We start from the raw sequence: 23496 nt of genomic DNA on the forward strand, positions 1-23496 counted from the left end.
CCAGACAAAAGGGGAAGATTTATGGAAGGCATTCTCGCACTCATGATCCCGCTGGCGCCCTTCATCATGGTCGTCGCCATCGTGTGGATCGCCAACCAGCGCAAGCTGGAGGAGAAGCGCCTCAACGCCACCGCATCGCGAAGCGCCGAGGAAGCCGCCCGCCACGCGACCCAGGTCGCCGAACTGGAGCAGCGCGTCCAGGTGCTGGAGCGGATCGTGACCGACAAGGGCTATGACGTCGCCGCCCAGATCGAGGCACTGCGCGACACCAAAAGCCATGAAGAAGGCACGGGCGTCCCGCTCGACATCAAGCGACAGGAGAAGGCGTGATGGATTGGGGTGGACCGACCTTCGTCGTCCTGCTGGTCGCAATCAGTACGGTGGGATGGCTCGTCAACAACTGGATCCGCGCCAAGCATGGCTATTCGCTCGAAGACGAATGGGGCGGCAAGACCGAGCGCGGCGATACCGTCGAAACGAAAGCGCTCAAGGCAGAGAACCGCCAGCTTCACGACAAGCTCGACGCCATGCAGGACCGCATGATCGTGCTGGAGAAGATCGTCACCGACCGCGGCTACTCGCTCCATGACGAGATCGAGGCCTTGCGCGACCGCGACGAAGACAATGGCGTGCCGCTGTCGCTGAAGAAAGGGGAGAAAGCATAATGGAATTCCTTAGCGAAACGGCGATCATCGTCGGCGTTGCGATCATGACCGGTGGCTGGATCGTGAACAGCTGGATGCGCATGAAGATGGGCTACCCGCTGGAGAACAGCTGGGGCAAGGCGATCTATCCGAAGAACGACCAGGCGGTCGAACGGGTCAAGCTGCTCACGCAGGAGAACGCCGAACTACGCGCCGAGCTCGGCTCGATGAAGGACCGGATGGCGAATGTCGAACGCATCGTTACCGATAGCGGCTACCACCTGACCAGCGAGATCGAACAGCTGCGCGACAAGCGGGAGGCCAATTGATGGACCCCGACCTGCTCCTCATCTTCGGCTTCATTCTGGTCGTGCTGTCGATCGTCTTTCCCTTCGCTTATGTCATGAACAAGCGCGAGCACGATCACAAGGAGCGCAAGCTGGAGCTGCAGGCGCGCGCCGAAGAAGCGAAAGCGCAGCAGGCCCGCTTCCAGAACGGCGATTACAGCAGGATGGAAGAACGCGTCCGTGTGCTCGAACGCATCGCCACCGACAGCAATCATGCGCTCGCTTCCCAGATCGATGAACTGCGCACGCTCGACCGGATCGAGACCGGCAATCGGGAGATGAACGAATGACCTGGCCGCTTGCAGTTGTCATCATCGTCATGATGGTGGTCGTGGGTAAGGTCATGGCCGCAAAGTACCGGGCGCAGGGCGGGATCATTACCGACCGCAAAGGCAACCAGCACTGGATCGGTCCCGGCGCAAGCTCGGTCGACACCGAAGACAAGGTGCAGACGAAGCGCGAGGTCGAGGACCTGCGCGAGCGCATCAAGGTGCTCGAGCGGATCGCCACCGAAGGCAACTCGCTCGACGCCGCCGAAACCAAGAGAATTTCCGCCGAGATCGAAGCGCTGCGCGACAAGCAGGCCGACTGAGGCGGCAGGATCAACACCGGTTCAAGGAGGACATGAGGGAACAATGTTCGAACCATCCATCATCATCGCCAGCGCGAGCCTGCTCGGCCTGGTCATCGTCGCCACCGCAATGCTGCGCGGCTGGCACGGCTGGCTTGAGCTGAAGCGCCGCGAACTCGAACAGGACGCCGCGCCGCGCCAGGACGGTTCGCCCATGGGCGCCGCCCGGATCGAGATCGCCGACCTGAAGGAGCGCATCCGCAAGCTGGAAGCGATCGCCAGCGGCGTGGACTTGTGAACCTATCGCCGACCCGTTCGTCTTAGACTTGCCGCCTGCTGCTTTCCCGCTTAGCGGCGCGCGTGAATCGGGACAGGGCCCGGCGAACGGAGATACGGTGCGAAACCTCGACGATATTGCAGAAGAATACGAGTTTCTCGAAGGGGACGAACGCTATCGCCTGCTGATCGAGCTGGGCCGCGAGCTGGAGCCGATGCCCGATGCGCTTAAGACGGACGCGACGCTGGTGCGCGGCTGTTCGGCGGCGGTCTGGGTCTATCCAACGGGCGAAGCCGACAAGCTCCGTTTCCTCGCCGACAGCAATGCCGCCATCACCAAGGGTATCGTCGCGCTCGTCATCAGCGCCGTGCAGGACAAGCCGGCCGAAGAGGTCGCGCAAATGGACGTCACGGCCGCGCTCGAGCCGTTCGACCTCAAGAACCAACTGTCCAGCAATCGCACCCAGGGGGTGCCGAACATGATCTCGCTGGTGAAGGAACATGCGGCGCGGATCGCGGCGGGATGAAATGAAACGCCCGATCTATCGTGGGCTCGGCCTGCTGAGCGTCGGCCTCGCCGCTGTCGGCGCCTTTCTGCCGATCATGCCGACCGTGCCGTTCCTGCTGCTGGCGGTCTATTTCTTTGCTCGCAGCAATCCCGAATGGGAGCAGAAAATCCTCGATCACCCGCATTGGGGGCCGCAGGTCAAAGATTGGCGCGAACGGCGCGCCATCAGTCGGCGCGCAAAGACCATGGCCATCGGTGCGATGAGTGTGGGCGCAATCTTCACATGGTATACGCTCGGCCATCCTTGGTACTGGATTTCGATCGCCATCCTGGTGATTTGCGGCGGCTGGATTGCAACCCGCAACGAATGATATCGGGAACTGCGCCAGCGACCACCCGTTGATCAATCATACGACGGGAGGGTGAACGAAAGGACACTCTCAATGGCAATTCTGATTCTGATCGCGACCATCCTGCTGCCCCCGCTCGGCGTTGCGGCGAAGCATGGTCTGGGCACGACGACGCTGATCAACCTCGTGCTGACGCTGCTCGGCTTCATTCCCGGCCTGATCCACGGCCTGTATGTGAATTACGCCAGGTAAAACGCGCTACAGCGAAGGATCCGGAAGCGCCGGGGCCTCTAGGCTCCGGCGCTTTCGCGTACGACGGCCTCGCCCGTCTCGCGCTGGCGTCGTAATTCTGCCTTAAGCTTAGCCGGGTCGCGCGCGAACACGAAACCGAAGCTGACGCCGCCTTCCTTGCCGATGGTCGCATGGTGCAGCCTGTGCGCCTGCACCAGCCGCTTGGCATAGCCGCGCTTGGGCACCCAGCGCCAATACCGCTGGTGAACCAGTCCATCGTGCACCAGCGTGTATATCAGGCCGTAGCAAGTGATCCCGAAGGCTACCCACCACAGTACGTCCCAGCCCATGGCGTAACCGATCGCGAACATGCCGAATACGATGGTGCCGAAGGTCACGGCGTAGAGATCGTTCTTCTCGAATACCTTTTCGTGCGGCTCGTGATGGTCGCGGTGCCAGCCCCAACCCCAGCCGTGCATAATGTATTTGTGCGCCCACCACGCGAACAGCTCCATGCCGAGGATCGACAGGAAGACGGTCAGGAGGATTGCACCGATGCTCATGCTTTGGTCTCTTCGAGGGCCATGGCCTTGCGTGCGGCCGGCAGCTTCCACCACGGCACATGCGGCGCGCGGTGGTGTTCGTGATGATAGCCGAAATGAAAGCAGCTGGCGAGAGAAGCCAGCGTGCCGAAATCGTCGCTGCGCGCGTGGTGCTTGTCGTCGAACCCGGCAGTGTCGTGCCGATGCGGGCGATAGGTCCCGAAATAAAACAGCTGCATCGAAGAAGCGATCGCCGGTGCGCCGTAGAGCAGGACAATTTTCTCGACCGGCACACCCAGCAACAGCCAGTATGTGGTTACGACCGTGCTGACGAAGGCGATCGACTGCCACCCGAAATAGCGCTTCAAGAAGGTACCGTACCACGGCCAGAACCGTGTCGGATGATCGACGCTGAAGTCCGGGTCGTCAGCGGTGCCCGGCGCCTTGTGATGCGCGAAATGGGCATCGCGCATCCGCCTCCAGGCGAAGCCAGCGTATACGAACAGCAGGAAGCCGCCGACCACGTCGTTGATGCGCCCGCCGCCGGGAACGAGCGAGCCATGCATCGCGTCGTGGCTGGCGATAAACATGCCGACCGAAAGCCAGCACTGTACGATCGCCATGACCAGGGCCAGCGGCAGGCTCGCCCAGGTTAGCTGGAACACGAACATGGCGAAGAGATGGATGGTCAGCCACGCGGCAAAGATTGCCGCCGTCAACGCGAGGCCTGTCAACGCCTGGCGTATTTCGCCGGCTGCGGTTTCAGTACTGACCGACGGTCGACCCATGTCTGCTATATAGGGATGCGCAGCCGTCGGCGCAAAACCCTATTCCCCGCAAGAAGGCTGGCGGGTCTTAAGGCCGAAAAATTTCTCGGCGACTTCGCTGCTGATGCGTGCGGGGCGATGCGTTTCGCTATCGAGGCAGCACCACATGCTCTGCACCTCGGCCAGCACCTCCTCGCCGCGCTTGATGACGGTGTTGTAGAACGAGCGTGCGCCCTTGATCTTCTCCAGCACCGTTTCGGCGATCACATCGTCATGCAGGAAAGCTGGCTTGCGGTACGTGATCTCGTGCTTGAGTGCGACCCATGCCTTGCTCGCCACTTCCTCGGCCGGTGCAAGCTTCTGCCAGTGCGCCAGCACCGTATCCTGCACCCAGTTCAGGTAACGCGCGTTGTTCACGTGCCCCATGAAGTCGATGTCCGAGGGAATCACTTTGATCGGAAATGCGAATGGCTTTGCTGACATAAGTGTCAGTAGAGCAGAGAAAGGTTAAGTTTGGAAGACTCTGGAATTGCCTTTTTGCGCTCGTGACATTCGTGCCGCAATTTCGCGCCATGGCCAGCAAACCGCGCACGCTTTACGAGAAAATCTGGGACGCCCATGTGGTCGAGCGCCGCGACGACGGCACCTGCATCCTCTATATCGACCGGCACTTGGTACACGAAGTCACCAGCCCGCAGGCCTTCGAGGCGCTGCGGCTGGCGGGACGTAAAGTACGCCGACCCGACCTGACGCTGGCCGTTCCCGATCACAATCTACCGACCACCCCGCGCACCGATGTGTCCGGGAACCGCCTGCCGATCGAGGATCCACAGAGCGCCGCTCAGCTGGCTGCGCTGGAAGCGAACGCCCCCGCATTCGGCATCGATTACATCGACGCGACCGCACCCGAACAGGGCATCGTCCATGTCGTCGGGCCGGAACAGGGCTTTTCGCTCCCCGGTGCGACGATCGTCTGCGGTGACAGTCATACGGCAGCGCATGGCGGCGTCGGCGCGCTGGCCTTCGGCATCGGCACGAGCGAGGTCGAACATGTGCTGGCGACGCAGACGCTGCAATTGCGCCCGTCGAAATCGATGGAAGTCAGGGTCGAAGGCGAACTCGGCCCCGGCGTCACTCCGAAGGATCTGATCCTGCACATCATCGGCGTGATCGGCACCGCAGGCGGCACGGGCCACGTGATCGAGTATCGCGGGCCCGTGTTCGAGCGGATGAGCGTCGAGGGCCGTCTCACCGTCTGCAACATGAGCATCGAAGGCGGCGCGCGCGCCGGTCTGATTGCGCCGGACGATACGGTCTTTTCCTATCTCGAAGGTCGCCCCTATGCCCCGCGAGGCGAAGCATGGGACAAGGCGGTCGCATGGTGGAAGACGCTGCACTCCGACCCCGATGCCGTATTCGACAAGACCGTCGTGATCGATGCCGCGGTTGTCGAGCCGACCGTGAGCTGGGGCACCAGCCCCGAAGACGTCGTGCCAGTGGGCGGCAATGTGCCCGCTCCTGAAAGCTTCGCCGACCCCTCCAAGCAAACCGCCGCTCGCAAGAGCCTCGATTACATGGGCCTCGAACCCGGCCAGCGAATCGAGGACATCCGGATCGAGAACGTCTTCATCGGCAGCTGCACCAACAGCCGCATCGAGGATCTGCGCGCCGCCGCGGACGTGCTCAAAGGTCGCACGAAAGCAGCGAACGTGCGCTGGGCGATCGTCGTGCCCGGTTCCGGCCTCGTCAAGCGGCAGGCGGAAGCCGAGGGCCTGGACCGGGTTTTCACCGCCGCCGGTTTCGAATGGCGCGAGCCCGGCTGTTCGGCCTGTCTGGCTATGAATCCCGACAAAGTGCCGCCCGGCGAACGTTGCGCGTCCACCAGCAACCGCAACTTCGTCGGTCGCCAGGGCCCCGGAGCACGTACTCACCTCGTCAGCCCAGCGATGGCCGCTGCTGCCGCTGTCACCGGTCGCCTCGCCGATGTCCGCACGCTCGCCCCTTGCCAAGCGGTCGATGCCTGACCATTGAACGGGGCATGACGAACAAGCTCAAGATCGCCGGGGCCATCGGCTCTGCCGCCATCGCCGCCGCGCTGCTCTATGCAGGCAAGCGCACCACCGACAAAAACAAGCCAGAGCAGCCCGGCAAAATCCCCTCGGGCGAGAAACCGGAGACCGATTGATGGACAAGGTATCGACGATCGAAGGCCGCGCGATCCCGCTGGGCCTGAAGAATGTCGATACCGACGTCATCATTCCTGCACACTGGCTCAAGACGGTCAGCCGCGAAGGCCTCGGCAAGGGTGCATTCGAGACTATCCGCGAAGCGCCCGGAAATCCTTTCGACGTAGAAGATTTTGCCGGTGCCCCGATCCTCATCGCGGGCGACAATTTCGGTTGCGGGTCGAGCCGGGAACATGCCGCCTGGGCGCTGCTCGATCTCGGCATAACGGCGGTCATCGCGCCGAGTTTCTCGGACATCTTTTCGGGCAACGCGTTCAAGAACGGCATCCTGACGGTGGAACTGCCGCAGGATCAGGTCGACCGCCTGCTCGAAATCGCCGCGGACCACCCCATCACGATCGATCTGGAGAACCAGACCGTTACCACCCCCTTCCAGGATCGCTTCGCCTTCGAAGTCGATCCGTTCCGCAAGCACTGCCTGCTGGAAGGGCTCGACGAAATCGGCCTGACGCTGGAACGCGGCGCAGCCATTGAAACCCATGAACAACAGCGCGCGCAGGCCCTTCCCTGGCTCGACGCGCCGCAAAGGAGAGACGCAGCATGAAAGCAGTCCTGTCGAAAGAAACCGGCGGCCCCGAAACCCTTGTCGTCGAGGAGATCGATGATCCGACCCCCGGTAAGGGTCAGGTTCTCATCAAGGTCGCCGCCTGCGCGATCAATTTCCCCGACACGCTGATCATCCGCGACATGTATCAATTCAAGCCGCCCCGCCCCTTCGCGCCGGGTGGCGAAATCTCCGGGACGATCGAAGCGCTGGGCGACGGCGTCGAGGGCTTCGCAGTCGGTGACAAGGTGATCTGCGGCGTCGGCAATGGCGGTCTGCAGGAAAAACTGGCCGTCGATGCCGCACGCCTGTTCAAGGTGCCCGAGGGCATCGACCTGGTGCAGGCCAGCGCCTTGCTGATGACCTATGGGACGACCATCCACGGCCTGAAGGATCGCGGCGACATCAAGGAGGGCGAAACCGTCCTCGTGCTCGGCGCAGCGGGCGGCGTCGGCCTCTCTGCCGTCGAACTCGCCAAGGCCTACGGCTGCCGCGTGGTCGCAGCCGTCTCCACCGAAGAAAAGGGAGAGACCGCAAGGAAAGCCGGTGCGGACGAGGTTGTCATCTACCCCCGCGCGCCTTTCGACAAGGACACCTCCAAGCAGCTAGCGAACGACTTCAAGGCCGCTGTCGGCGAAGGCGGGGCGGATATCGTCTACGACATCGTCGGTGGCGATTATTCGGAGCCGGCCCTGCGCTCGATCGCGTGGGAAGGGCGTTTCCTTGTTATTGGCTTTCCCGCCGGGATCGCCAAGATGCCGCTCAACCTGACGCTGCTAAAGAGCTGTGACATCCGCGGTGTGTTCTGGGGCGCGTTCACCGCTCGCGAGCCGGAGAAGAACAAGGCCCACATTGCTGAGCTGTTCGATTTGTGGAAGGCGGGCAAGATCAGCCCGCTGGTCAGCGAGACCTATCCGATCGAACGCGCCCACGAGGCCATTGCCAAGCTGGAAAACCGCGGCGCAATCGGAAAACTCGTCGTCACCATGGACTAGCGCCCTTGCGGGTGGGATGGGCCGCGCCTATTCCCCCGCAACAGCTATTCATTCCCGAGGGACACGACATGACCGACTTCAAGGATCGCGAACGCGGTGAGGAATCCAAATTCGCCTTCGACCAGGAAACCGCCTTCAAGATCGCGGCACGCCGCAATCGGCTGGTCGGCGAGTGGGCCGCCGGCCTGATGGGCCTGACCGAAGAAGAGACCGACGCCTACAAGAAGGCGGTCGTCCAGGCCGATTTCGAGGAAGCGGGCGACGAGGACGTGATCCGCAAGCTGCTGGGCGACCTGACCGCCGCCGATTGCGATGTCAGCGAAGCCGACATCCGCGCCAAGCTGGAAGAGTGCGCCGTAGAGGCCCGCCGCCAGTATATGAGCGAAAGCTGATCCGATGCCGATGGCGGCAGACGATATCGTCGAGGCGATCACGACGGCGCTTCCCGGCGCCGAGGTGGAAATGCGCGATCTGGCAGGCGACAACGATCATTGGGCAGCCAAGGTCACTGCCCCGCAGTTCGCTGGCAAGAGCCGCGTACAACAGCACAAGATGGTCTACGATGCGCTGGGCGGGCGCATGGGCGGCGAACTGCACGCCTTGCAACTGACCACCCAAGCCCCCAACTGATCCCCATCAAGTTTCTCAGATAAAGGACGGACCGCTATGTCCGACACCAATACGCGCATCGCCGACGTTGTCGGCTCAAACGATGTAGTCCTGTTCATGAAGGGCACGCCGCTGTTCCCCCAGTGTGGCTTCTCGAGCCGCGCTGTCGCGATCCTCGACCATTGCGGCGTCGCCTATGAAAGCGTGGACGTTTTGCAGGACATGGAAATCCGGCAAGGCATCAAGACCTATTCGGACTGGCCGACCATTCCGCAGCTTTATGTGAAGGGTGAATTCGTTGGCGGCAGCGACATCATGATGGAAATGTTCGAAGCCGGAGAGCTTCAGACCATGATGGATGAAAAGCAGGTGGCCAAAGCCGAGTCCTGATTTCCCAGACCGACGAGACCAGAACGGGAAAGGCCCGCCCGGGAGACAACCGGGCGGGCCTTTTTGTTCACGTCGAGGCGCTGCTTAAAACCAGGGACAGCGCGCCCCGCGGGAGACTGTGTCGGGACATCCATCACTATGCACAGAGCGTGCCAAACTAGACATTTTCAGCGTTTGCAGCAGTTTCGATGGTTAACGCCAAGCCTTGACCCGACGCATCTGTAAACTTCTCCGACACCGCTTCGCCGAATGCACTTGGCAAGCTGCGCACTGCAGGCCACACATGCCAACATGAGCACACCATCCGACCCGGCGTCCGAAGGAATTCCCGCCGCCACCGTAGTGATCTTCCGTCATGGCGCGGACGATGGTCCGCCGGAAATCCTCATGACGATCCGATCGCGCGAGATGGTGTTCGCCGGCGGCATGGCGGTGTTCCCCGGCGGCCGGGTCGATCCGGCGGATTTCGATCTCGGCGCCCGGATCGGCGGCCCGCTAGATCCGGAAGAGGCCGCGCATCAGATCGCAGTCGTAAGGGAAACTCTGGAAGAGACCGGCCTCGCAATCGGACTGTCGGGCGATATCGACGCGGCCCAGGCCCGCGCGGCGCGGGACTATCTGCAACAGACCGGTGAACTGGCGCCGGTGCTCGATCATTTCGGCTGGGACCTCGACTTGGCGCAGCTGACGCCTTTCGCGCGCTGGTTTCCGAAGAATGAGCGCATACCGCGCGTCTACGACACGCGCTTCTACCTGGCGGACCTCGGCACAGGGGCAGTCGAAATCGAAGCCGATCTGTCCGAGAACACGCATCTGTTCTGGACGACGGCGCAGGGCGCACTCGATGCGGCGGAACGCGGCGAGATCAAGGTCATCTTCCCGACCCGGCGCAATCTCGAACGTCTCGCCCTCTTCGGCAGCTACGCCGAAGCCAAGGCGCAGGCAGAAGCAATCCCGGTACGCACGATCACGCCCTACATGGGCGACCGCGACGGCCAGACCTGGCTCGAGATCGGTGAGGACCTGGGCTATCCTGTGACCGGCGAACCGCTGGACACCGTGGCGCGGGGATAGAAGCTTACTGCCAATGATTTGGCGCACCCGGCATGAATATGCTAGGCACTGTAATCATTTGAGAATCTCAACCTCCTGCCCCCATGCTCGTGGCTTTGCGCCCTCATTCCGGCTATTCGGGACGGCTTCCGAAACTCGCGAGAGCGGATACTCCACCTCTAGGTAGCTTCTTGATATGGGCGGTCGAAAAGGGTGTAGCCGGGTATGCCGGTATGTTCGATCACTGTTCTTCTGTCACGACGAAATCGACTTTGGGGAACGTGATTGTTGCGGTTCCGGTCGCAGGATCAGTTCGCATGATTACCGACCTCTGGTTTGTGGATGCGATGAGTTCTCCTGCGATGGGATCACGGCCATAATCGTCGGCTGAGGTGATCACTTTCTTGCCGATCATTCGGCATATAGTTCCTGCCTCTGTATGTTCCGGTATCGCTTCAACTGGCTCAGCTTCCGAAGCCACTCTGATCGCGTCGGCACCGCTGATCTCTAGCCGATCTCCTTGCCCGATGTGCTTGATGGATGCTCGCCATTCGTTCAGGCGATCGAAGCCTTGCAGCAATTCGCTCGCCATGTCGGGGAAAACCGAAGCGAGGAACCAGATGTTCATGTGTGCGGAGGGGTCGGCGATGCCGGCAGTATCACCACAGAGGAAAGCGTCGTTGGCAGAAGCCAAAGCGCTTTCGATCCAGCCCGCCTGAGCACGCCATTGCGCCTTCGCCGGCTCGGCAGCGGCTGCCATTGCCTTCACGTCGAAAGGGCGCCCCGACAGCTTCTCGCGGTCGGCGATGAAAGCTGGGGCAACTTGGTCGCCAAGTGAGCCAAAAATGATGGCGACCGAGTGCTGGAACCAAATTCTGTCCGCCCATAGGTTGACGGGCCAACTCGACCCCAGATCGGTCTCCGGTTCAGGGAAGCGGCGCTCTATCTCGGCCATGATGACTTGGCTATCGCAATAGATGTCTGCCCCAATCTGCATTACCGGCGCGCGGCGATAGCCGCCGGTCAAGGGAATGAGATCTGGCTTCGGCATCATGTTGGGCGTGACGACCGATTTCCAACTGAGGCCTTTGAGGCCGAGCAGCCCGCGGACTTTGTCGGAAAACGGCGATGCATCGTAATGATGTAGGATAATGTCGTCGCTGTTCGGCACACAATGTCCTTGCGCCCTATAGAACTAGTTCGGCAAGTCGTTGAGTGATGATCGCAGCCGCCTCTTCGATGATGCGTTCGACCAGTTCGCTTACGCCCGGAACATCGTAGATCAATCCTTGGATCATGCCTGCGCTCCAGACCCCGCGATCGGTATCGCTGACTTCATAGCCTTCAAGGCCGCGCTGTCCCTTCACCAGATGCGCAACCTCTTCGAAGTATTGACCTTCGCGCTCTAGCTTCACGACTTCCTGGGAGATCGAGTTGGCGGCGACGCGCGCGGTGTTGCGATAGGCACGGAAGATAAGCTTCTTCTGGCGCTGGTCCGGCAAGAAATAATGTTAGAGGAAGCCGTGGCCGAGCAGCATCCTATCTCTATGAAAGGGGCGGGAGCTCCAAATATACCGGATGTTTAATTTTCCTAGTTATGAATTCGGGCAAAGGAGAAGACCATGCTTCGCTTTGCCCTGTTTGCTACCGTTCTGGCTTTTCCCTGCGCCGCCCAAGCCAATCCAGGCGCGTCGGCAGGGATGCGCATTTCCCTAAATATCCCAGAGATTTGCCAGCTAGAAGCTTCTATCGCTTCGGTCGATCCGGAAAGTGGGGTTACTACGGGTGATGTGTTCGAGATGTGCAACGCCAGCCATGGTTTTCGCGTGATCGCGTCGCACCGTACATTGGCGGCAGGAGAAACTGCGCGCATCGTTTACGCCGGACAAGCCAGCCCGCTTGCGCCAACCGGCCTTACCGAGATTTCTGTCCGCCAGAGTCCTGTAGCGAAAAAGGTGCCGTTCGTCGTTCAGGCGCGGGGCTTACGCGAGGAACTGGCGATCAGCCTTGGAATTACGGCCCTTTGATCAAAGGGCACTGACTGTCAGTGTTATCCGGTCGTTGTACCGTCCCGCCGGAACTGAAGCCGGCGGAACTTCCAAGCTCATCGGGCGGGTATTCCCTGAACGGGGAGTAGGAGCAAGGTAAGTGAAGGCGCTGATACCAGTGAGATCGACTTGCGCCCCGTCGAAGTACAGACGATAGGGAATTTCGCTACCGAGATCGACGTGCGCCAGGTTACCCGAATTGGCGGAAGCGACGTTCACCAGATAAGGCGCGGTGCTGAAAATGCGCGCGCCAAAAGGTTGTGACCGCGTCTGTTCGGACGTTGATAATGTGCCGAGATCAATCCGTGCTCCGGATCCGAAGCCACCACCGATCACTGCGCCTACGAATCTAACAGAGACTGTGGCTGGAATTAGTATGGTGATCGTAAGGTTGGTCCGGTCGACAAGTGCCCCGTTCTGGTCGAACAAAAGCAGTTCCAGCCGATCGGTGTAGGTCCCTGCCGTCAGACCCCACTCGGTAGGTACTTGTAGCTCGAACGGGACCGAACGCCCTTGTTGTCCTACCGACGCATTTGCGATCTTCACGTCGCTGAGCGAAGTGCCACTGGACGAAGGGTCCTGGAGAATCTCGATTTGCGGCTGTCCGGGCGCCCTGAGATTGTATTCGGGAAAGTTCGGATCGACCGGGCCCGTCAGACGCGAGACCCTGATCGTCGCCGGGCAAGCATTTCCGGCAGGCCCGCGGCCGGCGTCGCTGCCCTCTCCGACCGATTTTCTTATACGCACCTGGAAATTGTCGACGCTCATCGCGCCGGGGGCAATCTCGACGCCGCTAACTACTACCGATTGGTCGGAACTCGCGAACTCGGGCACGCATTCGGCTGCCATCAGCGAAGTGGGCATCGCGGCGAGCGCGATCAGGGTCAGGACTAAGTTCAGCTGTCTCATATCGTCTCCTAGTCGCTTTTCGCCGGTACTCGAACCGTCCCCAATCGAAGAAGGCCCGTGACTTCCATCGGCACTTCTATCGTAAACTCCTGCCCGGTATCGTTGAGGCGTACGACATAGGTGCGCCCCGGAGCCAGCCCGATTACTCCGAAACGGCCGACGGAGTTCGTGAAGAACGGCTGGGCTTCGAAGCCCTCGTCGTCGACCGAAGTGATCCGTCCGACCATGAGCGCGGCCGGTTCTTCGCCCGATTGCAGGAAGCCAACTGCACTTACGAACCGGTCGTTGCCAACGACGAATTCGTAGCCGCTTCGGTATGGCGGGTCGACACGGGCCACACCCGTCCCGATGTCGTAGCCAGCTTCGAGCGAGTCGATATCGTATCGCACGTCCTGCGTATTGTAGGATGAGAGGCGGCTGACCACAGCCGCACCCAATGGTCCGCTGGCGGCTTCGTATCGGCCGCCGGTAAGGCTGCGTCCGGTAATAACGTCGGTGCCCCGGAGCGTTTGATGGGGACGGGCGAGAAGAAATGAGTCCTGGATCGGACGACCGATACCAAATACGCCATCTGCTATCGCGAAGGATGTGCCGAGTTGCAGTCTTGCGGTCCGGTTATCGGTTACTCCACCTAGATTCGGCCCCGAAGTTGCAAGCGATGCGCGCGCCTCGAACCGATTGGATATGTAATCTACTACCCCGTCCAGTGATGTGCTGCCGTCGGACGATTGCGCATTGATCGAATAGCCTAGCGACCCGACATCGTTGGTCAGGCTGCGTGACAGCGTAGCGCGCGCCAACTTGCGTCTGCTTTGGTAACTGGCATCGGCCCGGTGCCGCCCCCCGAAGAAGTAGGAAACAGACGCGCGTACACCAAAGTTGCGACCGAACGTCGAACCCGTCCCGTACTCTACCCCGGCGGTAAACCGCAGGTTGTGTCTGGTAGAATGTGAGATGTCCGCGAAAACGGTGCTTTGGTCCCTCGCTCCCGATCGCGACAGGTAATTAGCACCGCCTAGGATCGAAGTGCGCGGGGAAAGCGATTTGCTGAAGATTGCATTAAGCGAAAGGCTCTCGAGGCGAAAATCGGTCAGATCGCTCACGGTCCGGAAATTGTCACTGTTGTAATCGAAACTGGCCGAAAAACGGATCGCTTCTGGGCCAAAACCTGCGATGAGGCGGTACCCACCCCGCACGGCGAAGCCAGTGCCACCGCCCGAGCTCACCGCCGCCTGCAGATCGAAGCTGCCAGGGATCACCTGAGGCACGAAGCGTGTTTCTGCCGAAACAACCTGCACGTCCTGCGAAGCCTGGAAGCCGCCCCCGAGGATCAGCGTATCGCTCAACGCTTTGCGATAATGCGCAATTGCTACGGGATCGTCCGAATACCGCGGCTGCAGGTCCAGTTCCGTCGCGAGCACCCCGGCCGCGAAGGTGTATTCGTCCTCGCCCGCTTCGAGTTCGATCGGCTCGAAGAAATAATCGAAGCGCGTCACCTGTTCACGCCCCGTTGCATCCCGCACGACCAGTTCGACGTCATTGGACCCTGCCTGTATTGGCAGATCTTCGAGGCTGTAAGTGCCGGGCTGGAGATCCAGCGTCTGATATGAGGCGCCGTTGACGATGACCTCCACGGTGGAAGGAGAGGTCAGGAGGATCTGCCGCCCACCCAGATTGACGACCGGCGCGAACGGATCAAAAACGCGGCGGCTTTTTTCGAGAGCGACTCCGCCGATGAAAGGAGTCTGCAACCTGCCGGTGTTGGTCAGCCGAAGATCGCCCGCGCTCCATCGTCGATAGGATTCAGGCTGGTCGTAGACCGCTCTTACTGCCCGTCTGTAGGGACGATACCGGCCGTTCAGTCCCTCGGCGAGTCCGCCGTCATATTCGAGAACGACGTTGCGATAGCGGGCTGCACCGGAAAGAAAGATTTCGGGTGGCCCGAGGCCGCCGGTGTCCCGGTAGATCAGGTTTGCACTGGTATTAAGATAGGCGCTGAAATTCGCCGGCTCGATCGTCGGCAACTCGGGCTCGGCGGACTCCTGTCTTCCTCTCAGCGGTTCGATAGGACGGTAGGTCGCCTCGATCGCCTGTACCACAAGCGCCAGGCGCGACATGTCGAAATTGATGTCGAATCCTGCAGTCGCCAGTTCCGACGAGGTAACGAAAGGATCCCCCGCTATTGCTTCGCGGAGGCGGAGGACGCCCGCATCATTCAGTAGTCTTGAGAGTTGGGTGGTCAGCGACTGGCTTTCGATGGCAGCCGTTCCATCGGGCTCCACCTGAACGAGCACGTCGCCCAGTACGCGACCATTCCATACCAGCGGTACCGACATGTCGATCGAACGCGATTGCTGTCCGGCAGTCGGTTCCTTCGCCTGCCGCGCAACAACTTCGTTGGCGCGCGCACCATAGGGCAGGCCCAGACAGGCGGTTATCAGTGCCAATCGGCTGACCCCCGCGATCAGCCCGGCGGATTTACCCCCGGTCATGAATCAGCCCCCCAGGGTAACTGTCAGGCCTTCCTCGGCCATTGGCCTTTCCGTCGGGATGAAGAACGATCGGAACCGCTCGGGAGCGACTACTCCGACGCCGATCAGCTTCGCCATCTGCTCCGGCGTCAGCTGCATGCTGACCGCGGTTCCATCTTCGGCCCGTCCAAGGACCTGCCACGGCAAGGTTCCTGCGGTGAAGTATCGGGTGCCGCGATTGGCCAGCCGCACCTGGATGCCTGGCTGTTCACCGTTCATCACGGGAGCCACCTCGTCGACCACCGGGTCCGGAGCACTACCGTCAGGTATGACATTCACCAGGACATTGAAGTTGACGACAACCTGGACTTGCGACTGACCCGGCGAAACTTCCACCGGAACCTGCCTGACCTGCATGTAGTAGACTTCGGATTTGGCCAGCTCAGGATCGCCGACGTACTGCACACGGAATGCTTGTTGCGAATTGGCGGGCACTACGATTTGGGCCGGAAAAACGAGGAAATCGTCGTCCGCAGGAAATAGTTCCAACTGTCCGTCTTCGCTGATTACGCCGCGGAACATCTGCACTTCCACCGGGAACTCTCCGGCCCCGGGGTTGGTGAGTTCGACCCGTGCGATGGACTCCCGGCCGAACGGTTCGACGTCGACGACCATCGGCGAAAGACGGGCTGCCTGTACAGGCAGCGGTGCGCTTGCGAGCAAAGCCGCGCTCAGTACGGCGAGAAGATATCTGATCACTGCAACCCCCACTCGATCCTTCGCCACTCCGGCGAACGGTCCGCACATTGATCCCTATCCCTCAATGTGCGGTAAACGCAGAAAAAAGGGGGAACCGAAGCTCCCCCTTTTCCTGTTCAAAAGGCTTGTTCAGCCTCAGATCGCGCCGAGGGTGATCACGGCGGTGTCAACATAAGCGCCGGCAACCGGACGCTTCTGAGTATCGTCACGGTCGATGTAGACCCGCAGGTTGGCATCGTCGTGGAACGCGCCGCCAGGAGTGACGGTCGGCGAGCTGCCGGTGCCCTTGGTGCGGTAATCCAGCTTGCTGAAGCTGCCATCGTTCGAGGTCAGCTCGATGCGGTAATGGATCAGGTTGGTGAAGTCCGCGGCATCGTTCGCGGCGAGGCTTGCGCCGGCAGCATTCAGCAGACCGTTGTTGGCGGTGGATTTCGCAGCGATCTGCGCGGCGTAGTTGCAGCTCACGTAGATGTTCTGCGTGCCCGAGTCGGCATTTTGCGAACCGTTCTTCAGCAGCAACGCATTGGCACCAGCGCCTTGGTTGATGTTAACAGAAGCAAATTCGAAAGCGGCAGGCGCTTCGATGCTGCATTCGTCAGCTACGGTGGCACTAACGTCGAGAGTGGCGGAGTCGGTAGCGTCGGCAAAGGCAGGCGACGAGACCATAGCGGTAGTCGCTACAGCGACCAGAGCAAGCTTCTTCATAAGGTATTTCCTTTCAGACATCGTAGCGAGAACAGTGCTTAACACTGCCGTTAAGTGCGAACCCATATGCAACTCCCTATGAAAGGAACTGCCAGAACTCCGTCTTTTCTATCTGCGGAGCGCAACATGCGCGCAGTCTTTTGACTCAGCGAAGATTTCTGCAGATGACTGTCTGCCCACCCCCTCGAATCGCCGTCCTGCGATGCAAATCACTTAACAAGGTGTTAATCCAAATGTAAATGCTCAAGGCGTTGTGTTTACGGGGAATGTTTCGCGATGGCACAGTCGACCTCCGCCCGCATAAGGAATAGGCTTAACAGATGGTCAGGCCACTTAACAAAAGTATGTTTTACCGCGGTGAATTGAGGCTATGCGCAGGATATGCTAGGCTTGCAGTCTTCTATACGGGATAGCCATCATGACAGTCGGCAGAGGAGCGCAGTCGCGCAGTTCGGCGCGTTACACCTTACAACTGCCGATATCGATTATCTCCGGAGAAGGAGCGGAACTTCCCGGCAGCATTCTCAACCTGTCACGCGAGGGTTGTCTGCTCTCCACGCTCGAATACCTGTTGCCCGGTCAGTCGATAAACATGAAGATTACATTGCGCGACGAGTATCCGATCGAGGCTACTGTAGCGTGGTCTAGCGACACGCTGTATGGCTGTACCTTCGCCACTCCACTCTCGGAGGACCACCTTTCGGACATCCTGCGTGTCAATTCCGTTAGTCCGACCGAGGTCACTTCGTCCGAAAGTGTTCTGGCCAAGCTTCCCGAAGCGTTGCTGGCTGCGCGGCAGGCCTCGGGCTACACCACGACCGAACTGGCTCGACATCTCGGGGTCAGCAGGCCGACCCTGTGGGCTTGGGAGAGCGGCCGTGCGACCCCTTCTCACGACAATCAGCAATCGGTGCTCGACTTTCTAAAACGGTCACAATTTGCCGGGGTAGAAATGCGGGAAAGCATCGTGGCGCCGGACAACGGTACGAATGTCTTTTTTCAGGAAACGATCGCCGCTTCCCGACGCGATCTTGCTCACAAGCTCGGCCTTGACGAAGATCAGATTCGCATTTCGATCAAGTTTTGAAATGCCGTCTCGCAATTAAGCGTAAAGGGTTCCGTTGCTTACCAGAGCGACGCCTTTCAGTACTTCAACCATAATGCCCTTCGCCGACACGATCCCATGGTCATCGCCTCTCGAATGTCATGCGACAACTGGGAAAACGGCGCGCTCCAGCGCATCGCCACGCGGCTCAGCAGAAACCAAAAATCCCCGGCAGTGCGATCCATGAAAAACTGTTCTCGGATTTGATGGCAAATGCTCGAAGGTCCGAAATGAGGGCGCATTGCGGACTGGAGACAAGCCCTACGGTCAAGTTTAGCTTGCCTCGCGGTCACGGTCAGCTTGTCCGAGGGAAAGCTGTACGGAGATGGCGCGCCCGGCAGGACTCGAACCTGCTGCCTCAAGATTAGAAGTCTCGCGCTCTATCCAGATGAGCTACGGGCGCGCGCTGGGCCTGCCATAACGCGGCTTTTCCGCAGCGCCAATCGGCTCTAGGCAGCTTTGCCATGGAAAATCATGCATCGTCCCCGCCAAGCGGCCAGCAGCCGCGCTTCCGTTATTACGATCTGGTGATGGCGGCGTTCGTCACGATCCTGCTGTTATCGAACCTCATCGGGGCATCGAAGCCGAGCTATGTCGTCCTGCCGGTGATCGGCGAGTGGTCGTTCGGCGCAGGCGTGCTGTTCTTCCCGGTAAGCTACATCATGGGCGACATCCTGACCGAAGTCTATGGCTACGCCCGTGCGCGGCGAGTGATCTGGACTGGTTTCGCAGCGCTGCTGTTCATGGCCTTCATGGCATGGGTCGTTGTGAAATTGCCTGCGGCGGAAGGTTGGCCGGGACAGGAAGCCTATGAATTCGTTTTCGGCAATAGCTGGCGCATCGTGCTCGCCTCCATTGTCGCCTTCTGGGTGGGCGAGTTCGCCAACAGTCTCGTCATGGCCAAGATGAAGATTTGGACAGAAGGCCGCGCGCTTTGGACTCGCACCATCGGATCGACCGTGGTCGGCCAGGGTCTCGATAGCCTGATCTTCTATCCGCTGGCCTTCTGGGGGCTCGCCGGGTGGCCGGTGGAACTGCTGTGGCAGGTGGCCTTGTCGCAATGGCTGATCAAGACGCTGTGGGAGGCCCTGCTGACTCCGTTCACCTATGTAGCGATCAATTTGCTGAAACGCGCCGAAGGGGTCGAGATTTTCGATACCGATACCGACTTCTCTCCCTTCGCTACATCGAAGAAATAAATGGGCGGCGCAGTTGGCGCAGGGCACGAAAAAGGGGCGACCCGCAGGCCGCCCCTCCTCCCCCCTTTTATCAGGTCTTAGGATTAGAACTTCGCGCCCACCGCGATGCCGTAGCGCCGCGGGTCGAGGGTGAAGATATTCGTGAAGTTCCCCGAGCTCGCGTCGGTGACATAAAGCCCTGTCACCGAATCGCTGTCGAAGATGTTCTGCACGAAACCCCGCACGAACCAGCGATCGTTCGCGCCATTGAGCTGGATCTGGGCATTGGCCTGTACGAAAGGCTCGATGCGATTGACCGCGCCATTGAACACGTTCCCGTACTGTGTGCCGGTAAACGCCAGGTCGAAGCGGGGTACGAGCGACATCCCGTTGTCGAACTCGGCGGTATACTGAACACCGATCGATGCCTTGTACTCCGGAGCCTGCGGCAGCTTGTTGCCGCGCAGGTTTTTCTCGACGCCCGGACTGAGGACGTTCACGCCGCCGAATAGGCCGCCGATCGCCGTCGCCTGATCGGCAAGCACCGAACAGATCGAGAAGGCACCGGTCGATGCGATGCCGCCATCGCCCGGAAACGGTCCCGGTCCTTGTAGGCCAAGTCCGCTGTTCACGGCGGCGACGAAGGCGTTGGCGCCCGCGCCGGTCACTGCACAGAGCGCCCCGTTGGAGATATCCTTGATGATCACAGCGTCGGGATCGCCGCCGCCGGGATCGCGCGGATCGCTGAAGAACTGGTCGCCGGCCACCTCTGCATTCAGGTAGCTCAGGTTCATGTTGACCAGCCAGTTGTAGCTCGGCCGCAGGATCGTCTCGAGCTCGACACCCCAGATGTTGGCATCGATCGTGTCGTTGACCGAAGTCCGGGCGACGATGCGGCTGAGCTGCAGGTCCTTATATTTGTAGTAGAAGCCAGTCAGGTTCACCTGCGCTGCGCCGTCGAGGAAGACATTCTTCGAACCGATTTCGAAGGCGTCGATGCTTTCGGAATCGAAGCTCTCCGGCACTGCGAAGATTGGCGACAGCGGCGGGTTGATGCCGCCGGATTTATAGCCGCGCGAGTAGGAGACATAGAGGCTGTTGTCCGGGGTGATCTCGTAATCGAGCACCGCACGCCCCGTGATGGCGTTGAACGAGACGTCGCGTTCCTGCAGCAACTGGTTGCCGGGTACGCTGGCATCGGCATCGAACGTGCCGACGAACGGCGAATCGAACGGATCGCCGCCTCCGAACGGGTTCAGGAAGCTCGCCAGTGTGGTGCGTGCAGCGACCGATTTCGTATCGTCGTTGTAACGCAGGCCGCCGGTGAAGGTCAGCTTGTCCGTGATGTCGAAATAGACTTCCGCGAACACACCGAAGCTCTCCAGTTTGAAATCGGTGGTGTTGTTCCGATACATCGACGTCGCGAGATAGGATGGCGGAAGCCCGTTGGCGAAGGCGGAGAACGTCCCGAGAATGGCCGTCGCGTAATCCAGCCCGAACGAGTTCACGTAATAACTGTTCTCGCTGACTTCCGTTTCGGCATAGATACCGCCGACGAGGAAGTTGAACGGCCCATCGAAGTCGCTGGTGAGAATGGCCTCGGCCGACCAAGCGGTTTGATCCTGGTTGGACCTGTCGAACGACAGCGGCACATCGCTGCAGATTGCATTGCCTTCGAAGACGCCGCGGTTTCCGTCGTCATTGTCCGACGTGCAGAGCTGGCCATTGGGACCATTCGGAATGAGCGCATCGGCGATGGGAGCGAAATAGGCGTTCGATCCCGGAATGAAGGCGGGCGCCGGAAGCCCGGTCGGGATCCCGTTGGCAGCCAGAAACGCCAGGGTGTTGAGCCCGGTGGCATATCCCGTGCGGTCCAGAATGCCGAGGTTGTAATCCTGCCGGGAATCGACCGTCGTCTCCTGATAAATCCCGGTCAGCGACAGGTTCATCGCGCCGATATTCTGATCGATATGAGCCTGCAACTGGAGTTCGTCGGCGAAGTATTCAGGCGTGAAAGCCGTGTTTACCGTGCGGACATCGTTGGGCTCGTCGAAGTTCGCGTAACCATCGGGACCGTAAACGCTGCCCAGGGCCAGCCCTTCCGGAATGCCTTGAATCCGGAACAGTTCGACCGAGGTAAGCACGGTAGCAAGCGTCGAGTTCGCATTGGTGCTGTCGAAATCCCGGCGGTTGTTGAGACAGCCGAGCACGCCGGTCGGGTCCCGCTGACAGGTCTGCTTCTGGATGCGCAGGCGATCGTCGTTCTCACGGAAGTAGAAACCCATGAGATCGATCGTCGTGCTTTCGGTCGGCTCGAACCGTAGCGATCCGCGCACCGCGTACATGTCGCGACCGTCGATGTCCGAATTGTCGTAAAGGTTCTCGGTAAATCCGTCGCGGTTCAGATAGTAACCTGCCACCCGAACGCCTAGCGTATCGCCAAGGGGCACGTTCACCATGCCCTTCGCTTTGATGCTGTTGTAATTGCCGTATTCGAACTCGGCAGCGCCACGGAACACACCCATCTCAGGCTTGGCCGTGACGACGTTTACGACGCCGGAGGTGGCGTTACGCCCGAACAGCGTGCCTTGCGGACCACGCAGCACTTCGACGCGCTCGAGATCGAAATATTCGGTCTCGAACAGGCGCGTGCCGAACAGGGGCGATCCGTTGACATGAATGGCCGTCGCGCTGTCGCAGGTCACGCCGACGCACAGGTCGCCGATACCGCGGATGGTGAAGCTCGAGGCGGTGAAGTTGGATTTGGTGAAGGAAACGTTCGGTAGGGTCAGCTGAAGGTCACTGGCATTCTCGATCTGCTGCGCTTCGAGCGCTTCGGCATCGAATGCGCTGACTGCGATCGGCACTTCCTGCAGGCTTTGCGCCTGACGCTGTGCGGTCACGACGATGACGTTCTGCCCGAAATTGGGATTCTCCAGATCGTCGTCGGTCGCTTCCTGAGCAAATGCCGGGAATGAAATCGCGCTCGCGCAGATACCCGCGAGCAGGGTAGCCCGTACCTTCATAAACCCTCTCCTCTCCATGAACCGTCTTTGCGGTTTCAGGTGCGGAGGCTAACACACATTCGTATGCGCGCAAGGTCCCACGCAGGATTGTTGCGCGTAAGCCCGTTGATTTTTACCGAGTGTTGTTCAATCGACGCAGACCGGACGCACCTTGACGCTACGGCATCCGATGGTCTGCCAATCTGCGGCCTAAACCAGCGTATAGCTTTCCGCGATCTGCGTGATGCCGCGCTTGCCCGTTTCGTCGCGCCCCAACTGCACGATCACGTCGATAACGCTGGCTGCATAGGCAATCGTATCGCTGCGAGTCAGGCCGATTCCCGTCTGCATGACCATGAGCGACAATTGCTCCAGCGCACCGCGCAAGCTGTTGGCGTGAACAGTCGAGAAACTGCCCGGATGGCCGGTGTTGATGGCCCGCAGGAAGCTGACGCTTTCCGCTCCGCGTAGCTCGCCCAGCACGATACGGTCCGGACGCAAGCGAAGCGCAGCTTGCAGCAGTTCATTGGCGGTGACCTTGGCCTCGCCCAGTTCGCCTTTCACCGCAACAAGACCAACGCCGTTTTCGCCCGGCAGTTTCAACTCCGGCGTGTCCTCCACCAGCACCACGCGCTCCTGCTTCGGGATTTCCCCAAGCATGGCATTGAGGAAGGTGGTCTTGCCCGTGCTGGTGCCTCCGGAGACAAGGATCGTGCGGCGCTGGGCGATGGCTTCGCGCAGGAACGCGACCGGCTCATCCTGCGGATCGGGCATGGCGCCGCGGGTCGGCGGCGAAAGCGGGCCGGTGTCGTAGGCGTCCAGCGGCAGATCGAGCCGGCGGTGGCGACGGATCGCAAGCGCCCAGTGTTTCCGGGCGGCAGGCGGACCGCAGAACTGAATGCGCGCGCCGTCCGGCAGGGTCGCGCCGAGCAGTGGGTGTTCGCGATTGATCCCCTGATGGCTGACTCGCGCGACCTGTTCGGCGAGACGCTGGATAAGTCGATCGTCGATCTCGGGCCGATCGATCTTCTGCATCCCGCCGAGCGCTGCATCTTCGACCCAGACTTCGCCAGGACGATTGACGAGGATTTCGGTGACCGTGTCCCGTTCCAACCACTCGCGAAACGGTGCGAGATAGGCGTCGAGATAGACGCTGCGCTCGCCGTGCAGGTCGACCGGCGGCGCCTCTTCCTCGGGCGCTCCGTCGGCGACGAAAGGATGGATGTCGGCGCTCACGCTGCTG

31 protein-coding genes and 1 tRNA gene are annotated in these 23496 nt (G+C 60.5%); 20 read left to right on the plus strand and 12 right to left on the minus strand.

Features of this window, described 5'->3' with window-relative positions:
• The first annotated feature begins 21 nt into the window (after nucleotides 1–21).
• The 9 genes from Q9K02_RS12350 to Q9K02_RS12390 all read left to right on the plus strand — a co-directional run bounded on the left by Q9K02_RS12350 (nucleotide 22) and on the right by Q9K02_RS12390 (nucleotide 2948).
• Nucleotides 22–330 (plus strand): hypothetical protein, encoded by a 309-nt coding sequence (locus Q9K02_RS12350; protein WP_305933168.1) that lies wholly within the window; start codon nucleotides 22–24, stop codon nucleotides 328–330.
• Nucleotides 330–665: a hypothetical protein gene (locus tag Q9K02_RS12355; RefSeq protein ID WP_305933169.1), complete on the plus strand. Its 336-nt coding sequence runs from the start codon at nucleotides 330–332 to the stop codon at nucleotides 663–665. Before Q9K02_RS12350 ends, Q9K02_RS12355 begins: the two co-directional genes overlap by 1 nt.
• Nucleotides 665–973, plus strand: coding sequence for a hypothetical protein (locus Q9K02_RS12360; protein ID WP_305933170.1), 309 nt, complete (start codon nucleotides 665–667; stop codon nucleotides 971–973). The genes Q9K02_RS12355 and Q9K02_RS12360 overlap by 1 nt, the downstream gene beginning before the upstream one ends.
• Entirely contained in the window at nucleotides 973–1281 is a 309-nt protein-coding gene (locus Q9K02_RS12365) for a hypothetical protein (RefSeq protein WP_305933171.1), read from the plus strand. The genes Q9K02_RS12360 and Q9K02_RS12365 overlap by 1 nt, the downstream gene beginning before the upstream one ends.
• Entirely contained in the window at nucleotides 1278–1583 is a 306-nt protein-coding gene (locus Q9K02_RS12370; RefSeq protein ID WP_305933172.1) for a hypothetical protein, read from the plus strand. The genes Q9K02_RS12365 and Q9K02_RS12370 overlap by 4 nt, the downstream gene beginning before the upstream one ends.
• A 43-nt stretch (nucleotides 1584–1626) precedes the next feature.
• Nucleotides 1627–1860: a hypothetical protein gene (locus tag Q9K02_RS12375; protein WP_305933173.1), complete on the plus strand. Its 234-nt coding sequence runs from the start codon at nucleotides 1627–1629 to the stop codon at nucleotides 1858–1860.
• Nucleotides 1861–1957: 97 nt separating this feature from the next.
• Entirely contained in the window at nucleotides 1958–2365 is a 408-nt protein-coding gene (locus tag Q9K02_RS12380; protein WP_305933174.1) for a SufE family protein, read from the plus strand.
• A 1-nt stretch (nucleotide 2366) separates the two neighbouring features.
• The gene (locus Q9K02_RS12385) at nucleotides 2367–2717 is read left to right on the plus strand and encodes a YbaN family protein (RefSeq protein WP_305933175.1); all 351 of its coding nucleotides are present in this window, start codon (nucleotides 2367–2369) and stop codon (nucleotides 2715–2717) included.
• 72 nt (nucleotides 2718–2789) lie between these two features.
• Nucleotides 2790–2948 carry a YqaE/Pmp3 family membrane protein gene (locus tag Q9K02_RS12390; RefSeq protein WP_067788628.1) on the plus strand — a complete coding sequence of 53 codons (159 nt, stop codon included), beginning with the start codon at nucleotides 2790–2792 and terminating at the stop codon, nucleotides 2946–2948.
• A gap of 38 nt (nucleotides 2949–2986) precedes the next feature.
• On the opposite strand, the gene Q9K02_RS12395 is transcribed toward Q9K02_RS12390, so the two are convergent.
• The 3 genes from Q9K02_RS12395 to Q9K02_RS12405 are packed head-to-tail and all read right to left on the minus strand — an operon-like array spanning nucleotide 2987 to nucleotide 4719.
• Nucleotides 2987–3490 (minus strand): sterol desaturase family protein, encoded by a 504-nt coding sequence (locus Q9K02_RS12395; protein WP_305933176.1) that lies wholly within the window; start codon nucleotides 3488–3490, stop codon nucleotides 2987–2989.
• Nucleotides 3487–4257, minus strand: coding sequence for a fatty acid desaturase (locus Q9K02_RS12400; RefSeq protein WP_305933177.1), 771 nt, complete (start codon nucleotides 4255–4257; stop codon nucleotides 3487–3489). The genes Q9K02_RS12395 and Q9K02_RS12400 overlap by 4 nt, the downstream gene beginning before the upstream one ends.
• 39 nt (nucleotides 4258–4296) lie before the next feature.
• Entirely contained in the window at nucleotides 4297–4719 is a 423-nt protein-coding gene (locus tag Q9K02_RS12405) for an acyl-CoA thioesterase (protein WP_305933178.1), read from the minus strand.
• An 89-nt stretch (nucleotides 4720–4808) separates the two neighbouring features.
• Between Q9K02_RS12405 and leuC the strand changes: the two genes are divergently transcribed.
• The 8 genes from leuC (at nucleotide 4809) to Q9K02_RS12445 (ending at nucleotide 10094) form a co-directional block, all read left to right on the plus strand.
• Nucleotides 4809–6260, plus strand: coding sequence for a 3-isopropylmalate dehydratase large subunit (gene leuC / locus Q9K02_RS12410; protein WP_305933179.1), 1452 nt, complete (start codon nucleotides 4809–4811; stop codon nucleotides 6258–6260).
• 14 nt (nucleotides 6261–6274) lie between these two features.
• Complete coding sequence (locus Q9K02_RS12415) at nucleotides 6275–6421, plus strand: isopropylmalate isomerase (protein ID WP_278328023.1); 147 nt, start codon at nucleotides 6275–6277, stop codon at nucleotides 6419–6421.
• Entirely contained in the window at nucleotides 6421–7026 is a 606-nt protein-coding gene (leuD, locus tag Q9K02_RS12420; RefSeq protein ID WP_305933180.1) for a 3-isopropylmalate dehydratase small subunit, read from the plus strand. The genes Q9K02_RS12415 and leuD overlap by 1 nt, the downstream gene beginning before the upstream one ends.
• Entirely contained in the window at nucleotides 7023–8021 is a 999-nt protein-coding gene (locus tag Q9K02_RS12425) for an NADPH:quinone oxidoreductase family protein (protein ID WP_305933181.1), read from the plus strand. Before leuD ends, Q9K02_RS12425 begins: the two co-directional genes overlap by 4 nt.
• 68 nt (nucleotides 8022–8089) lie before the next feature.
• The gene (locus tag Q9K02_RS12430) at nucleotides 8090–8413 is read left to right on the plus strand and encodes a DUF1476 domain-containing protein (protein ID WP_278322105.1); all 324 of its coding nucleotides are present in this window, start codon (nucleotides 8090–8092) and stop codon (nucleotides 8411–8413) included.
• 4 nt (nucleotides 8414–8417) lie between these two features.
• Nucleotides 8418–8651 (plus strand): BolA family transcriptional regulator, encoded by a 234-nt coding sequence (locus Q9K02_RS12435; protein WP_305933182.1) that lies wholly within the window; start codon nucleotides 8418–8420, stop codon nucleotides 8649–8651.
• Nucleotides 8652–8687: 36 nt separating this feature from the next.
• The gene (gene grxD / locus Q9K02_RS12440) at nucleotides 8688–9020 is read left to right on the plus strand and encodes a Grx4 family monothiol glutaredoxin (RefSeq protein ID WP_278328019.1); all 333 of its coding nucleotides are present in this window, start codon (nucleotides 8688–8690) and stop codon (nucleotides 9018–9020) included.
• A 291-nt stretch (nucleotides 9021–9311) separates the two neighbouring features.
• On the plus strand, nucleotides 9312–10094 hold the full coding sequence (locus tag Q9K02_RS12445; RefSeq protein WP_305933183.1) for an NUDIX hydrolase: 783 nt from the start codon (nucleotides 9312–9314) through the stop codon (nucleotides 10092–10094).
• Between the two features lie 220 nt (nucleotides 10095–10314).
• Here Q9K02_RS12445 and Q9K02_RS12450 read toward each other — a convergent pair whose 3' ends face one another.
• Together Q9K02_RS12450 and Q9K02_RS12455 are read right to left on the minus strand one after the other, a co-directional pair.
• Nucleotides 10315–11244, minus strand: a complete 930-nt coding sequence (locus tag Q9K02_RS12450) for a glutathione S-transferase (protein ID WP_305933184.1) — start codon at nucleotides 11242–11244, stop codon at nucleotides 10315–10317.
• Nucleotides 11245–11260: 16 nt separating this feature from the next.
• Entirely contained in the window at nucleotides 11261–11575 is a 315-nt protein-coding gene (locus tag Q9K02_RS12455; RefSeq protein ID WP_305933185.1) for a nitronate monooxygenase family protein, read from the minus strand.
• 120 nt (nucleotides 11576–11695) lie between these two features.
• Here Q9K02_RS12455 and Q9K02_RS12460 point away from each other — a divergent pair, with 120 nt between their 5' ends.
• Complete coding sequence (locus Q9K02_RS12460; RefSeq protein ID WP_305933186.1) at nucleotides 11696–12100, plus strand: hypothetical protein; 405 nt, start codon at nucleotides 11696–11698, stop codon at nucleotides 12098–12100.
• Here Q9K02_RS12460 and Q9K02_RS12465 read toward each other — a convergent pair whose 3' ends face one another.
• The 4 genes from Q9K02_RS12465 to Q9K02_RS12480 form a co-directional block, all read right to left on the minus strand.
• A complete protein-coding gene (locus tag Q9K02_RS12465) occupies nucleotides 12101–13030 on the minus strand; it encodes a Csu type fimbrial protein (protein WP_305933187.1) in 930 nt (309 codons plus the stop codon). It lies immediately after the preceding gene.
• 8 nt (nucleotides 13031–13038) lie between these two features.
• Nucleotides 13039–15522 (minus strand): fimbria/pilus outer membrane usher protein, encoded by a 2484-nt coding sequence (locus Q9K02_RS12470; protein WP_305933188.1) that lies wholly within the window; start codon nucleotides 15520–15522, stop codon nucleotides 13039–13041.
• A 3-nt stretch (nucleotides 15523–15525) separates the two neighbouring features.
• Complete coding sequence (locus Q9K02_RS12475) at nucleotides 15526–16260, minus strand: fimbria/pilus periplasmic chaperone (protein WP_305933189.1); 735 nt, start codon at nucleotides 16258–16260, stop codon at nucleotides 15526–15528.
• A 135-nt stretch (nucleotides 16261–16395) separates the two neighbouring features.
• On the minus strand, nucleotides 16396–16965 hold the full coding sequence (locus Q9K02_RS12480) for a spore coat protein U domain-containing protein (protein WP_305933190.1): 570 nt from the start codon (nucleotides 16963–16965) through the stop codon (nucleotides 16396–16398).
• 418 nt (nucleotides 16966–17383) lie between these two features.
• Here Q9K02_RS12480 and Q9K02_RS12485 point away from each other — a divergent pair, with 418 nt between their 5' ends.
• On the plus strand, nucleotides 17384–18052 hold the full coding sequence (locus tag Q9K02_RS12485) for a PilZ domain-containing protein (RefSeq protein WP_305933191.1): 669 nt from the start codon (nucleotides 17384–17386) through the stop codon (nucleotides 18050–18052).
• 344 nt (nucleotides 18053–18396) lie between these two features.
• On the opposite strand, the gene Q9K02_RS12490 is transcribed toward Q9K02_RS12485, so the two are convergent.
• A tRNA-Arg gene (locus Q9K02_RS12490) sits at nucleotides 18397–18473 on the minus strand.
• Nucleotides 18474–18534: 61 nt separating this feature from the next.
• Between Q9K02_RS12490 and Q9K02_RS12495 the strand changes: the two genes are divergently transcribed.
• Nucleotides 18535–19269 (plus strand): queuosine precursor transporter, encoded by a 735-nt coding sequence (locus tag Q9K02_RS12495; RefSeq protein ID WP_305933192.1) that lies wholly within the window; start codon nucleotides 18535–18537, stop codon nucleotides 19267–19269.
• A gap of 83 nt (nucleotides 19270–19352) precedes the next feature.
• Here Q9K02_RS12495 and Q9K02_RS12500 read toward each other — a convergent pair whose 3' ends face one another.
• Nucleotides 19353–22274 carry a TonB-dependent receptor gene (locus Q9K02_RS12500; protein WP_305933193.1) on the minus strand — a complete coding sequence of 974 codons (2922 nt, stop codon included), beginning with the start codon at nucleotides 22272–22274 and terminating at the stop codon, nucleotides 19353–19355.
• 189 nt (nucleotides 22275–22463) lie between these two features.
• The gene (gene virB11 / locus Q9K02_RS12505; RefSeq protein ID WP_422785432.1) at nucleotides 22464–23489 is read right to left on the minus strand and encodes a P-type DNA transfer ATPase VirB11; all 1026 of its coding nucleotides are present in this window, start codon (nucleotides 23487–23489) and stop codon (nucleotides 22464–22466) included.
• Between the last annotated feature and the right edge of the window lie 7 nt (nucleotides 23490–23496).

It is taken from the genome of Qipengyuania profundimaris (assembly GCF_030717945.1).
Lineage (GTDB): Bacteria > Pseudomonadota > Alphaproteobacteria > Sphingomonadales > Sphingomonadaceae > Qipengyuania > Qipengyuania profundimaris.